Genomic DNA, 13,147 nt, shown 5'->3' with positions numbered 1-13,147 from the left:
GAGCCATGCGAACGAAAATTCCATCGACATTGAAAACGCCCGGACAGACGGCCCGCACAGCCAGGGCGGTCGCCGCGATCCAGTGCTTATACTCAACCGGTGTTGACTCACTCTGGGAGAGCAATCATGCGCACGGTTCACGTCATCGACGCCGGGAATGTTCCTGCGCCGGTCAATGTCGTTGGCGAGACAATCACCATTCTCGCTGGCGGGGACCTGAGTAAACCCTTTGAAGTGCATATCCAGGAGGGGGTGAAAGGTGGCGGCCCGCCCCCGCACTTTCATCCGTGGGATGAAGCATTCCTGGTCATCGATGGCCAGGTTGAAGTGACGGTGGAGGGCAAGGCCACGACTATCTCGCCCGGTGGTTATGTGCACATCCCCGGCGGCTCGGTCCATGCGTACAAGAACATCAGCCCTACCGCGAAAATGATCGGCGTGGTGTCCGACCCGCGTGGCGGGCAGTTCTTTGCCGCAATGGACCGCTTCAAGGTGCCCGAGGACCTGCCACGGATCCTTGAAGTCGCCAAGCGCTATGACGTTACCTTTCTGCTACCCAAGCCGGATGCCACTTCAGCGGGCTGACCGCGTTATCGTTCTTCGCGGACGAGCCCGCTCCCACAGGGATTTGAGACCGCACACCACACTGTGGCTTGCCCGCGATGGCGTCCGAACAGACGACCTGATTTTCAGGCCGCCCCGCCCTTGGCCTGCTGTTCCAGATGCACCTGCAAATCCGGGTCGATGTTCAGCGCCGCCGCCAGTTCGTCCAGGTAATTGCGCTCGGCATCCTGTTGATCGTCCACCAGCATCACGCTGGCCAGGTACATTTCCGCGGCCATGCCGGGGTCGGTGGCCCACTGGGCCACTTCGCTGGCGTCGAGCGGTTTGGCGACTTCGGCATCAAGCCACTGCTGCAGTTGCGGGTCGCCGGTGTGTCGGCCGATTTCAGTGCTGATCATCTGTTTTTCGGCATCGTCGATCCGACCGTCAGCCTTGGCTGCCGCGATTAATGCTCGAAGAATGGCGTGACTGTGCGCCTCGACTTCCGGGCCGGCCAACAGGTCCACGGTGCGGGGTGCCTGTTGCGGCGCGGCGGCCTGGCTGCGTTGCCAGGCTTGATAGGCCTGAAATGCCATCATTCCCAACGAAGCGAGGGCGGCATAGTGGGTGCCGCCACCGGAACGCGAGGGGGCCGCGCCGCCCATTGGCGAACCACCGCCGAGCAGGCCGCCCAGCAAACCACCCAAACCACCCAGGCCACCGCCGCCTGCACTGGCAGCGCCGCCACCGCCCCCCAGCAGGCCGCCGAGCAACCCGCCAAGGTCACCGAGCCCACCTTGGGCCGACGCCCCGCCCGCGCCCCGTTGCGACATCGAGCCCTGGCCGGCCCGCAATAATTGTTCGAGCAGATCGCTGGTGTTCATGACGGCGTCCTCATCGATGAGAGTGATCCAGTCAGGCAACGATAGCCCTCGCACCCGATTGCGCCACCACCGTTTGGCTGACACGTCCCCCACTCGCGGCCGTAGATTTATCTGCAGTATTTTTTACGGCGCAGCTAAGATTCATGAGTGGTGAACCTTATTCCCGGATACCCGGTCGATACCTGCAACCCGACCCGGTTTGCCGCCGCCCGCCAGATGAGGGTGATGACTGGCTTGCTTCACTTTCTGGAGAACGCCCCCGTGATATCGACACTACACATCGCCAGGCTCAAAGCATGGGGTGCCCATGGTTTTACCGCCACCGGCGTCGTCACTGCCTTCCTCGCGACCCTCGCCCTGCTCGATAACCAGCCGACCAGTTGCTTGCTGTGGCTGGGCGTGGCCCTGATCGTCGACGGCCTCGACGGTGCGCTGGCACGCAAGGTCAATGTGCAGTCGGTGCTGCCCAGTTTCGACGGCTCGATCCTCGACCTGGTGATCGACTACCTGACTTATGTCTTCATCCCGGCGCTGTTCATCTACCGCTACATTCCACTGCCGGACTACACCCTGCTGCTGACCGTGTCGCTGATCCTGGTTTCATCGCTGTTCTGCTTCTGCAACGTCAACATGAAAAGCAAGGACAACTACTTCCAGGGCTTCCCTGCCGCCTGGAACGTGGTTGCCCTGTGCCTGTACATCATCGCGCCGTCGCCGTGGGTGACCTTCCTCACCGTGATCGGCCTGGCGCTGCTGACCCTAACCCGTATGAAGTTCCTGCATCCGTTCCGCGTGCGCCGCTTCATGCCGGTCAATATCGCCGTGACGGCCATCTGGTTGCTGTGCAGTTTGTCGCTGGTGATCAACCATCCGTTGATCAATCCGATGGTCATGGGGCTTTGGCTGCTGATGTCGGCGTATTTTCTGGGGATCTGCTTGTGGCGCACGGCGCTGGAGTGGTTCGAAGGCTCACGGCTCAAGTAGCGCCATGCCCATCCACATCGTGCGACTCGGCTCCCCGCGCCAACCCGAAGAAGGCCTGCGCCTGGGCACCGTGCGCCGCCCACCCCGGGGCGTACCCAAGGCCGAGTTCGCCAGTCGGGATTTCTATGATGTCTGGCAGCCGTTGCTGTCTCCGAGCCAGGAACTGGTGCACGAAGCCAAGTCCGCCGAAGACGAAAAGGCCTGGCACGCCTTCAAACGCAAGTTCAAGGCCGAGATGAACCATCCGGTGCCCAGCCAGTTGCTCGATCTGCTGGCTGCCCTCTCCCATCACACCTCGCTGGCCGTTGGCTGTTACTGCGAGGACGAAGCCCATTGTCATCGCTCAGTGTTGCGCGAGTTGCTGGTGGCACGGGGAGCGGAGGTGGTTTAACCCGCCCGACATCAGTGCAAATTGCCTGTGGGAGCGAGCTTGCTCCCACAGGGGATGATGCCTTGTCGACTTAACGCCTTGTCATCACCACCTCCAGATACTCACCCGGCACCACCAGCGACTTTTCCCCTGCCCGGTTCGACCGGTTGATCAGTTCGATCAGGTCATGTTCCAGGGCCTGGGCGCCGTCGGGTGGCAGCGCGGCAAAGGCCTTGTGCATCGGCCCATACCACGCCCGGAAGGTGTCGATGAAATGCGCCGCCGAGCGATAGCGGAAGTTGTAGATCCGGCGCGTGACCTGGACAAGGAAGTCGTGCTCGTCGAAGTGCGTGCGCAGCCAGGCTTCGGTGCCCCACTGCGACGGCGGCAACGCGCCGGGCGGTGGAGGCAGGTGTTTACCCAGCGTTTTGAACATTTGGCCGACGAAGCCCTCCGGTGTCCAGTTGGCGAGGCCGATCCGGCCTCCCGGCCGGCAGACCCGCGCCAGTTCCGCGGCAGCCTTGGGCTGGTCCGGCGCAAACATCACGCCAAAGGTCGAAAGCACCGCGTCAAAACTGGCGTCTTCAAAGGGCAATGCTTCGGCATCCGCCACCTGAAAGACGACATTGCCATTCAGGCGCTCTGCCCTGACCCGGTCCTCACCGCGTTCAAGCAATGCGGCGACATAGTCCGTCGAGCGGACGATGCAACCTCGACGCGCCGCCGCCAGCGTGGCGTTACCGTTGCCGGCCGCCACGTCGAGCACTCGTTCATCGCACAGCAGGTCACAGGCTTCGGCCAGTTGTTCGCCGACGATTTGCAGGGTGGTGCCGATCACGGCGTAGTCGCCACTGGCCCAGGCAGCCATTTGACGGTTTTTCAGGGCAACAAGATCAATGGGTGTACTCATGAATTCCGCTCCGTTGCGGTTTGGAACGCAACCCGGCTTATTCGGCCGTGGTGGGATCGATGATGTGGGCGACTTCGGAGATGCGATTGGCCGGGAAACCGCTCAGCCTGGCGTGCTCCCTGATCAGCTCTTCGCTCGGCGAGATGTACACGCAATAGAGCTTGTCACCGGTGACATAGCTCTGGAGCCACTGCACCTGCGGCAACTCGCGCAACGCCCGGCAGGACTTTTGCGAAGCGGCTTTCAAATCCCTTTGTGACAGTGTCCCAGCGCCTTGAATCTCGCGTTCTATGACGAACTTAGGCATGGCAACCTCTCATTCTTGTTATGGATGACAGGGCCGGCGGGCCCTGCGTGACCACTATCGCGCCGGGCAAAGTCGGCGTCCTGCCCGATCGTCGGCCAAGACTGTCCGATCGTCCGGAGGTTTCATGCGGGGCCGCTACAGGCTCACAATCAGCTTTCTGACCCACGATCGGCATGGGAAAACCCTCATGGATGCCCTGTCACAGACCCTGCGTGTCGTGCGCCTGGTCGGCGCGATTTTCATCAACGCCCGGTTCACCGCGCCCTGGTGCTATCAGTCACCGAGCGCCGACAGCGCCGCGCCGTTCCTGGAGCCAAACGCCGAACGGGTGGTGATCTTTCACTTGATCACCGAAGGCGAGTGTTACGTCGAACTGGGCAATGACCCGCCGCTGCTGCTGACGGCTGGCGATGTCGTCGTGTTCCCGCAAGGCGACGCCCATCGCATGTGCTCCGCACCTGGCCTGATTCCGGCCAGCGGCGCGCGTCTGGATGCGGTCCTGTCGCGCCGGCCCCGGCAGTTGAGCTACGGCGGAGGCGGCGCGACCACGCGTCTGGTGTGCGGCTATCTGGCATGCGACACGCGGTTGGCGAGGATGTTGCTGACGGGGTTGCCGCCCGTGGTGCGAGTCAATGTACGCGGCTCGGCGGCCGGTGTCTGGCTGGAGTCTTCGGTGCATTACGCCCTGGCCGAAGCCCGCTCCCCCAGGCCGGGCGGCGAAGGTGTGCTGGCGAAACTGGCCGAGGTGTTATTCATCGAGGTACTGCGTCTGTACATGCACGAACAGGGCAAGGGCCGAACCGGTTGGCTGGCCGGCGTAAGCGACCGGATCGTCGGCGCCGCCCTCAACGCGCTGCACGACAAGCCCTGCCACTGCTGGACCCTGGAAGAGCTGGCTCGCACTGCCGGCACCTCCAGATCGGTACTCGCCGAACGCTTCCAGCAACTGGTCGGGATCTCGCCGATGCAGTACCTCACGCAATGGCGGATGTTGCTGGCGGCCAATCTGTTGCGCAGCAGCAACAGTTCGCTGCTGCGCATTGCCGAAGAAGTGGGGTACCAGACGGATACGGCGTTCAGTCGGGCATTCAGGCGAGAGTTCGGGTCGCCGCCAGCGGCGTGGCGGCGCAGTCAGGAAAACCGGACGGCTCATTGATCTTTTTTACGCCGCTGGAGCGACTGCCTTCGCCTCCTCCAGCAACTGCTGGATCATCTTCTCCTGGGTCTCATAACTGCCCTCACCAAAGTGCGTGTACCGCACCTGCCCCTTGGCATCGATCAGGTAGTGCGCCGGCCAGTACTGGTTGTCGAAGTTGCGCCAGATCGCGTAGTTGTTGTCGATGGCCACCGGGTAGGTGATGCCGTACTCCTTCACCTTGTCCCTGACGTTGTCGATGATGCGTTCGAACCCGTACTCGGGCGTGTGCACGCCAATCACCACCAGGCCGTCCTTCCCGTATTTCTTCGCCCAGTCCTTCACGTACGGCAGGGTGTGCTTGCAGTTGATGCAGTCGAAGGTCCAGAAGTCGACCAGCACCACTTTGCCCTTGAGCGATTCGTTGCTCAGTGCGGGCGAGTTGATCCATTCCACGGCCCCCGTCAGCGAAGGCATGGCGCCTTTGGCGTTGTCCATGGACGAATCGGCCTTGACCTTGCTAACCAGATAATCGACGACCTTTGGCACGGTTTCCAGCAAGCCCTTCTCGACACGGCTGACCCCTTCCGAGGAGGTATTGGCCAAAAGAACGTCATCGGCTCCAGTGGAAATCATCACGGCACCGGCCAACACCGCCACCCCCGCGCCACGACGCAACCAACCGGTTACGGGTATCGAGGGTTTAAGACGATTGACCAGACCACGACCGGCGAAGATCAAGGTGCCGAGGGACAACGCACTGCCGGCGCCATAGGCCAGCAGCAACAGACTGGTCCCGGCATTCGCGCCTTGCAGCATGGCGCTGGTGAGGATTACCCCGAGGATCGGCCCGGCGCACGGCGCCCATAGCAGGCCGGTGGCGACACCGATCATGATCGAACTCAACGGGCCGGACATTTTGCGGCTGTCCGGGTCGATGCGGTTACCCAGCAGAACGAAAGGCCGTGCCAGCCAATCGCCAACCCGTGCGGAAATCAGCGACAGGGCGAACAGCACCATCACGATCAGGGCCACTTGGCGCCCGCTGCTGCTGGCCTTGATCACCCATTCACTGCTGACCACGGCCAGGCTGGAAATCAGGGCGAACGTCAGCACCATGCCGCCCAGGGTCAGCAGGATCGATGAGCGCGTGCGATGGGCGCCGGCGAACAGGAACGGCACGACCGGCAGGATGCAGGGGCTGAGGACGGTCAATATGCCGCCCAGGAAAGCGATGAGTAACATGGGATCACCTTGAAAAAGAGGGTGGCAATGCACGCACGTGCCCCTGCAGGAGCTGGCTTGCCAGCGCCTGCAGGGGACCGCGTTATTCATCAAACTGTCTGGCTATCCTGCTGCTTCCCCTGCGGCGTGCGGCTGTAACCGTTTTCGGCAACGACTTGTCCCTGTGGCGTGCGGTTGTAGCCGTCCTCGGCGAGAAAGGCGTCGCCGCCCTTCTGCGCCACGGGCGTCAGCTGAAAGCAGGTGCTGCTGCCACAGGCGCTTTGTTCCACAGCGGCGTTGGCGTGGGCAGCGACACCGGCGACGGAAAAGGCAATGGCGGTCAAGTAGCGGCTGATGTGGTTCATGGTGTTGTTCCTGGATTCAAAAGGATGGTTATGGCGAATCGTGGGACTCAGTTGTCCGAGTTGCAGCTGTCAGAAATCTTGCGATAGTCCAGGACGCGGGTTTTGTTCTGGGAGTCCAGGTAGGTCAGTTGTGCATTCACGACCCCGCAGGAAGGCGTGGCGTCCTGTTTCGACGACACCACTTTCTTGATGTCCAGTTGCGTGCCGTAGGTGTAGGTTTTAGAGCTGACATCCGCTTCGGCACGGGCCGACAAGGTGCAGATGTTCAGGGCGGCAAACAGGCAAGCGGCATAGACGGCTTTGGTGTTCATGGCGTTTTCCTCAAGGTTTCAACGGATAGGTCGTTTGTTGGCTAGAGGCGGTTGGGCGTGCCTCGATGGAACCTATTAGAAGCCTCTGAGGTATCCCGTATGTGTCGGGAACAGGCGCGGGTAAATCGGCAAGTATCAAAGCCGGGCCGGGATACACAGGGATACAAACCCCCTGAAAATTCGCGTTTTTGCGTCTGTGTGTATCCACCGACTGGCCAGATACACTGCAATACAAAGGGCTACGGGCGAGCGGGCCAAGGCTCGATAAACTGTGCGACATCCCCCACTGACAGAGGCAGGCACCCATGGAACACGTCGATCACATCCTCATCGTTGACGATGACCGCGAGATCCGCGAACTGGTGGGCAACTACCTCAAGAAGAACGGCCTGCGCACCACGGTCGTGGCGGATGGCCGGCAGATGCGCAGCTTCCTCGAATCCACGCCGGTAGACCTGATCGTGCTGGACATCATGATGCCGGGCGATGATGGCCTGATGCTCTGCCGCGAGCTGCGCGCCGGCAAACACAAGGCCACCCCGGTCTTGATGCTCACCGCGCGCAACGATGAAACCGATCGCATCATCGGCCTGGAAATGGGTGCCGACGATTACCTGGTCAAGCCGTTCGTCGCCCGTGAACTGCTGGCGCGAATCAACGCCGTGCTGCGACGCACACGCATGCTGCCACCGAACCTGGTGGTCACCGAAACCAGCCGCCTGCTGGCTTTCGGGCGCTGGCGCCTGGACACCTCGGCCCGCCACCTGCTCGATGAGGACGGCACCATGGTCGCGCTCAGCGGTGCGGAATATCGCTTGCTGCGGGTATTCCTCGACCATCCGCAGCGGGTGCTCAACCGCGACCAATTGCTCAACCTGACCCAGGGTCGCGACGCCGACCTGTTCGATCGTTCCATCGACCTGTTGGTGAGCCGCTTGCGCCAGCGCCTGCTGGACGATGCCCGCGAACCGGCCTACATCAAGACCGTGCGCAGCGAGGGCTACGTGTTTTCCCTGCCCGTGGAAATCGTCGGTGCCCCCTCGTGAGTCTATCGATGCATTGGCCTCGCACCCTGGCGTCGCGGCTGTCGCTGATTTTCCTGATCGGCCTGATCCTCGTCCAGGCCCTGTCATTCGGTGCGCAGTACTACGAGCGCTATGAAAGCTCGAAAAACACCATGCTCGGCAACCTGGAAACCGACGTCTCGACCTCCATCGCCATCCTCGACCGCTTGCCAGCCAACGAGCGCGCGGACTGGCTGCAGCAACTGCAACGGGCCAATTACGGTTATCTGCTCAGTGACGGCGAAAAAGGCACGCCGATGGACATGGACATGCCCGAGGCGCCGATGGCGATGGCCTCGATCAAGGACGCCATCGGCCAGGATTACCCGATGACCTTCACCGACATTCCCGGGCCGAAAAAACACTTTCAGGTGCACCTGAAACTCTCGGACGGCAGCCCGCTGACCATCGACGTACGGCCTTCGATGGTGCCGTTGTCACCCTGGCTGCCCATCGTCCTGCTCGGACAACTGGCGCTGATGCTCGCCTGCACCTGGCTGGCCGTGCGCATCGCCATCCGCCCCCTGAGCCGTCTCGCCGAAGCCGTGGACACCCTCGACCCCAACACCCACCCGGTGCTGCTCGACGAAAAAGGCCCGACTGAAGTAGCGCACGCGGCCAAGGCATTCAACGCCATGCAGGCGCGTATCGCCGCCTACCTGAAGGAGCGCATGCAATTGTTGGCGGCGATCTCCCATGACCTGCAAACGCCGATTACCCGGATGAAACTGCGCGCCGAATTCATGGACGATTCCGCCGAAAAGGACAAACTCTGGAACGACCTCGGTGAAATGGAACACCTGGTGCGCGAAGGTGTGGCCTACGCGCGCAGCATCCATGGCTCCACCGAAGAAAGCCGCCGCACGGATCTGGACTCGTTTCTCGACAGCCTGGTCTTCGACTACCAGGACATGGGCAAAGAGGTCCAGTTGAACGGCAAGAGCGCCGCCGTCATCGACACCCGCCCCCATGCCTTGCGCCGGGTGCTGGTCAACCTCACGGACAACGCCCTCAAGTTCGCGGGTTCTGCCGAATTACTGGTGGAGAAACAGGCCGACGGCAGCGTGTCGGTGAACGTCATGGACCGTGGTCCGGGCATCGCCGAAGAGGAACTGGCCCAGGTCATGCAGCCGTTCTACCGCGTGGAAAACTCCCGCAACCGCAGCACCGGCGGTACCGGCCTGGGCCTGGCGATTGCACAGCAACTGGCGTTGGCGATCGGGGGATCGCTGACGTTGAGTAATCGTGAGGGCGGTGGCTTGTGCGCGCAGCTCAAGTTGCCGGCTCGCTCGGCTTGAAAGACCGGGGTTTCGGGTCAATCCGCAACCCCGGCCATGGGCACCGCGTTAAATGACAAACTTCGACACCAGCGCGTTCAAATTCACCGCCAGGCGTGACAGTTCATGGGAGGCGGCGCTGGTCTGGTTGGCGCCTGTGGCGGACTGCGTGGCGAGATCGCGAATATTCACCAGGTTGCGGTCGACTTCGCGTGACACTTGGGCCTGCTCTTCGGACGCACTGGCGATGACCAGGTTGCGCTCGTTGATCAAATGGATCGACTGGGTGATCTGCTCCAGCGCGACACCGGCCGCACGCGCCATTTCCAGGGTGCTTTGGGTACGGTGATTGCTTTGCTGCATCGACGCCACGGCTTCACCGGTACCGTTCTGGATGCCGGCGACCATCTTCTCGATTTCCTGGGTCGATTGCGCCGTGCGATGGGCCAGCGCCCGCACCTCGTCCGCAACCACGGCAAAACCGCGCCCGGCCTCACCGGCACGGGCGGCTTCGATCGCCGCGTTCAACGCCAGCAGGTTGGTTTGCTCGGCGATGGCGCGAATCACATCCAGCACCTTGCCGATGTCGCGTCCCTGGGCGGCCAGGCCTTCGATCATCAACGAGGTGGTGTGCACGTCCTGGGTCATGGTCTGGATCGCGTCGACGGTCTCCACCACGCGGTCGCGGCCTTCCCGGGCGGCCTGGGTCGACTGGCTCGAGGCTTCGGAGGTCGATACCGCGTTGCGTGCCACTTCTTCCACGGCAGCGGTCATTTCGTTGACGGCGGTGGCCGCCTGTTCGATTTCGTTGTTCTGCTGTTGCAGACCACGAGAGGCATCTTGGGTCACGGCGCTGAGCTCTTCAGCGGCGGCCCCCAGTTGCGTGGCGGAACCGGAGATCTGCTCGATGGTTTTGCGCAAATTGGCTTGCATGGTCGATAAAGCACCGAGCAAACGCCCCGGCTCATCCTGACCGTCGGCCTCGATGGTTTTGCTCAGATTGCCATCGGCGATGGTCTGCGCCGCCAGCAAAGCGCGGTTCAGCGGCGTGACGATGCTGCGGGTCAGCAACCAGGCCAACAGGATGGTCATCAGCGCGGCCATCACAGCGGCGACCACGATGCCGATAATGGCGCCGCTGTAGTTGGCGCCCGCTTCGGCCGAGGCGGTTTTGGCATAGCCGGTATTGAGTGCCACCAACTTGTTGAGCTGCTCACCCATCTGATCGGTGCCGTCCTTGATCCGCGTGTTGATCAGCGTACGCATTTCATCGAGTCTGTTCTGGCGCGACAATTCCAGCATCTGCTCCTGGGCTTGCATGTAGCTGTCCAGGGTAACGGTGAAGGTCTTGTACAGCTGCGCTTCTTCCGGCTGGGATGGCAACGCGGCATAACTGGCCTGAGCGCTGTGCACCTTGTCGATCAGCGCGCCGATGCGCGTCTGGGCATCCTGCAGCGCTGCCGGATCACGGTTGACCAATACCCGGAACGACAGAATGCGCATGCGCAACACGTTTTCGGTAATGTTGCCAAGAAAACCGACGCTGGGCAGTTGGTTCGTTTCCATGTCCAGGGAGGCCTGGCGGATGATACTCATGCGATTCACCGCAAACACCCCCAGCACAATGACCAGCAGGGCAATGAAGGCAAACCCCAGGAAAGCTCGAGGCGCGATACTCAGATTACGCAGTGACATAGGATGATTCTCGGGTGTTGGTGGCTACGAGCATCCTTGCGTGATCACTGAACGGCAGGCGTCGGCTCGCACGTTTCAGATGGGCGCCCTTGTTGTAGTGGGTTTGTGTGCGCCTGTTAGTTGTATCGGCCAGGCTTGAGATTTATTGGGGGAATCGAGCAAATAAATTTGAAAGGGTTACGAGTGCTTCAACGGTGAAACACATGGAACGAATGTGCAACATCCAGATGTATACGAGCCCTGTAGGAGCTGGCCTGCCAGCGATGGTCCTTAACGATGGCGCGGACTCGATGGATAACAGAAGTGGTTGTGAATCCATCGCTGGCAAGCCAGCTCCCACAGGATCGGGTCCATCCGCAAAACGTCAGTTGATGACGCCCACCACCCCTTCCCCATGCAGCTGTTGGATCAATGCCAAACCGTTTTCGAAGAACGTCTGCGAACCGGTCATCCCCGCCTCCTCCGCCAACCCCTGCAACTGCGCACGGCCGTCCAGCCCGGGAAACTCATTCAGGCGCTGCAACAGGCGCCACGCCAGCGGGCTCAGTTCGGAAAACTTTACGCTCCAGTCTTCAGCCCGCCGCACCAGCAACAAGGTCGGCTGATCGGGTGCGGTATCGGGCTGATAATCCGGTCCGACCCGCTGCACCGGCCAGCTATAGGCCAACGGCCAGGCCAGTGGCGAGACGTGCAACGGGCGGCTCGGCAACCCTTCTGCATCGCTGGCCGGCAAAGGCTCGGCCTCGGATTGTTGCAGCGCCATTTCGACCCATTCGTAATGCGCCAGCTCCACCATGAATGGCGGCCAGGAACCCTCGGCCAACGCTTGCGGCCCGGATGCCAGGAACTCGACGAATTCCTCGGCGATCTCGCCGAACTTCGGTGTGTGGGCGCGGTAATCGCGCAGAAAAGCCCGCACCAGCGCACGCCACTGGTCATCACCCAGGATGTTCACCAGCACCGGGAAGGTGCCGCTGATCAACGACGACAGGTTGGCGAACACCAGGTCGCGATAAACCTGTGCCCGCGCCGGGTCCATCTCGGCGGGTGGCGCACAGCGTTCAGGGTCGCGCAGGTACAGGCCCATGCTGTTTTGTTGTTCATGCAACGAGCGCTTGGCCACGGCTTGCCTCCTCCGCCTGCAAGCGGCGAATGGTCTGCAACTCGGCGACCAGTTCGGAAAACACCGGAAAGTTGAAATCGCGCTCCAGCAACGTCGGTCGAGCGCCGAACCGGGCATAGGCCTCGGCCAGCAATGACCACACCGCCGGCTTGACCGACGCCCCGTGGGTGTCGATTTTCAAGGTGTCGGACTCATCGAAATGCCCGGCGATGTGCATGGCCACCACCCGGTTCGAATCGATGCCGGCGAGGAATTCGTGCGGATCGAACCCGTGGTTGATCGCGTTGACGTAAACGTTGTTGACGTCCAGCAGCAAGTCGCAGTCGGCTTCGCGCAATACCGCGTTGGTGAATGCCACCTCGTCCATGTCCTGCTGTGGCGCGGCGTAATAGGAAACATTTTCCACCGCCAGGCGCCGGCCGAGAATGTCCTGGGACTGACGAATGCGTGCGGCGACGTGGTGCACCGCTTCTTCGGTAAACGGCAACGGCAACAGGTCGTAGAGGTGACCGTCATCGCTGCAGTAACTCAGGTGCTCGCTGTACAGCGGCACGTTGTAGTGATCGAGAAACAGCCGCACCTCTTGCAAGAACCCGACATCCAGCGGTGATGGCCCGCCCAGGGACAGTGACAACCCGTGGCAGGACAGCGGATAGCGTTCGGCCAGTGTCCGCAGTGCCGCCCCATGGGCACCGCCGATGCCGATCCAGTTTTCCGGCGCGACTTCGAGGAAATCGAAATGGCCGGCCGGGGCGGCCTGGAGGTCTTTGATTAAACCGCGACGCAAGCCGAGCCCGGCGCTGGCCTTCGCTGAAATGATGGGGGTTTGCATGGTGTCGATCTCAAGGGTGGTCAGTACGCAATGACAGTTAATCGCAGCGGTGTATCTGCTCTGTGTTCAGCGGTGGCCTTGAATTGAGGGGGACTGTATCGGGAAGGCAGTTAGATACAGTGG

At 61.7% G+C, this 13,147-nt stretch carries 15 protein-coding genes; 6 read left to right on the top strand and 9 right to left on the bottom strand.

What is annotated here, in order from left to right; all coding sequences use genetic code 11:
• Nucleotides 1-126: 126 nt before the first annotated feature.
• Entirely contained in the window at nucleotides 127-585 is a 459-nt protein-coding gene (locus ACX3YD_RS10910) for a cupin domain-containing protein (protein ID WP_103405429.1), read from the top strand.
• Nucleotides 586-689: 104 nt separating this feature from the next.
• On the opposite strand, the gene ACX3YD_RS10905 is transcribed toward ACX3YD_RS10910, so the two are convergent.
• A complete protein-coding gene (locus tag ACX3YD_RS10905) occupies nucleotides 690-1,427 on the bottom strand; it encodes a tellurite resistance TerB family protein (protein WP_458959926.1) in 738 nt (245 codons plus the stop codon).
• Between the two features lie 261 nt (nucleotides 1,428-1,688).
• Between ACX3YD_RS10905 and pcsA the strand changes: the two genes are divergently transcribed.
• Both pcsA and ACX3YD_RS10895 read left to right on the top strand, forming a co-directional pair.
• Nucleotides 1,689-2,411, top strand: a complete 723-nt coding sequence (gene pcsA, locus ACX3YD_RS10900; RefSeq protein WP_103405479.1) for a phosphatidylcholine synthase — start codon at nucleotides 1,689-1,691, stop codon at nucleotides 2,409-2,411.
• 4 nt (nucleotides 2,412-2,415) lie between these two features.
• Complete coding sequence (locus ACX3YD_RS10895; RefSeq protein WP_103405431.1) at nucleotides 2,416-2,802, top strand: DUF488 domain-containing protein; 387 nt, start codon at nucleotides 2,416-2,418, stop codon at nucleotides 2,800-2,802.
• Nucleotides 2,803-2,872: 70 nt separating this feature from the next.
• Here ACX3YD_RS10895 and ACX3YD_RS10890 read toward each other — a convergent pair whose 3' ends face one another.
• Together ACX3YD_RS10890 and ACX3YD_RS10885 are read right to left on the bottom strand one after the other, a co-directional pair.
• Entirely contained in the window at nucleotides 2,873-3,691 is an 819-nt protein-coding gene (locus ACX3YD_RS10890) for a class I SAM-dependent methyltransferase (protein WP_458959925.1), read from the bottom strand.
• Between the two features lie 37 nt (nucleotides 3,692-3,728).
• Entirely contained in the window at nucleotides 3,729-3,998 is a 270-nt protein-coding gene (locus ACX3YD_RS10885) for a DUF4242 domain-containing protein (protein WP_103405433.1), read from the bottom strand.
• A 187-nt stretch (nucleotides 3,999-4,185) separates the two neighbouring features.
• Here ACX3YD_RS10885 and ACX3YD_RS10880 point away from each other — a divergent pair, with 187 nt between their 5' ends.
• Nucleotides 4,186-5,154: an AraC family transcriptional regulator gene (locus ACX3YD_RS10880; protein ID WP_207291546.1), complete on the top strand. Its 969-nt coding sequence runs from the start codon at nucleotides 4,186-4,188 to the stop codon at nucleotides 5,152-5,154.
• 6 nt (nucleotides 5,155-5,160) lie between these two features.
• Here ACX3YD_RS10880 and ACX3YD_RS10875 read toward each other — a convergent pair whose 3' ends face one another.
• From ACX3YD_RS10875 to ACX3YD_RS10865, 3 genes are all read right to left on the bottom strand, one after another.
• Nucleotides 5,161-6,378 (bottom strand): cytochrome c biogenesis protein DipZ, encoded by a 1,218-nt coding sequence (locus ACX3YD_RS10875; protein WP_458959924.1) that lies wholly within the window; start codon nucleotides 6,376-6,378, stop codon nucleotides 5,161-5,163.
• Nucleotides 6,379-6,467: 89 nt separating this feature from the next.
• Entirely contained in the window at nucleotides 6,468-6,722 is a 255-nt protein-coding gene (locus ACX3YD_RS10870; protein ID WP_458959923.1) for a hypothetical protein, read from the bottom strand.
• A 47-nt stretch (nucleotides 6,723-6,769) separates the two neighbouring features.
• Nucleotides 6,770-7,033, bottom strand: a complete 264-nt coding sequence (locus tag ACX3YD_RS10865; protein WP_103405436.1) for a DUF2790 domain-containing protein — start codon at nucleotides 7,031-7,033, stop codon at nucleotides 6,770-6,772.
• 305 nt (nucleotides 7,034-7,338) lie between these two features.
• Here ACX3YD_RS10865 and ACX3YD_RS10860 point away from each other — a divergent pair, with 305 nt between their 5' ends.
• Nucleotides 7,339-8,079 (top strand): response regulator, encoded by a 741-nt coding sequence (locus ACX3YD_RS10860; protein ID WP_047530534.1) that lies wholly within the window; start codon nucleotides 7,339-7,341, stop codon nucleotides 8,077-8,079.
• Nucleotides 8,076-9,395, top strand: coding sequence for an ATP-binding protein (locus tag ACX3YD_RS10855; RefSeq protein WP_458959922.1), 1,320 nt, complete (start codon nucleotides 8,076-8,078; stop codon nucleotides 9,393-9,395). Before ACX3YD_RS10860 ends, ACX3YD_RS10855 begins: the two co-directional genes overlap by 4 nt.
• A gap of 48 nt (nucleotides 9,396-9,443) precedes the next feature.
• Here the strand turns inward: ACX3YD_RS10855 and ACX3YD_RS10850 are convergent, their stop codons facing one another.
• From ACX3YD_RS10850 to ACX3YD_RS10840, 3 genes are all read right to left on the bottom strand, one after another.
• Nucleotides 9,444-11,069 carry a methyl-accepting chemotaxis protein gene (locus ACX3YD_RS10850; protein WP_103405438.1) on the bottom strand — a complete coding sequence of 542 codons (1,626 nt, stop codon included), beginning with the start codon at nucleotides 11,067-11,069 and terminating at the stop codon, nucleotides 9,444-9,446.
• 364 nt (nucleotides 11,070-11,433) lie between these two features.
• Nucleotides 11,434-12,192 (bottom strand): HvfC family RiPP maturation protein, encoded by a 759-nt coding sequence (locus ACX3YD_RS10845; protein ID WP_458959921.1) that lies wholly within the window; start codon nucleotides 12,190-12,192, stop codon nucleotides 11,434-11,436.
• Nucleotides 12,170-13,024, bottom strand: coding sequence for an HvfB family MNIO-type RiPP peptide maturase (locus tag ACX3YD_RS10840; protein ID WP_458959920.1), 855 nt, complete (start codon nucleotides 13,022-13,024; stop codon nucleotides 12,170-12,172). Before ACX3YD_RS10840 ends, ACX3YD_RS10845 begins: the two co-directional genes overlap by 23 nt.
• Between the last annotated feature and the right edge of the window lie 123 nt (nucleotides 13,025-13,147).

Source organism: Pseudomonas fluorescens group sp. PF-1 (genome assembly GCF_054481335.1).
Note: the sequence above shows the minus strand (reverse complement) of the source record. Positions and strands in the feature narration are given on the sequence as shown.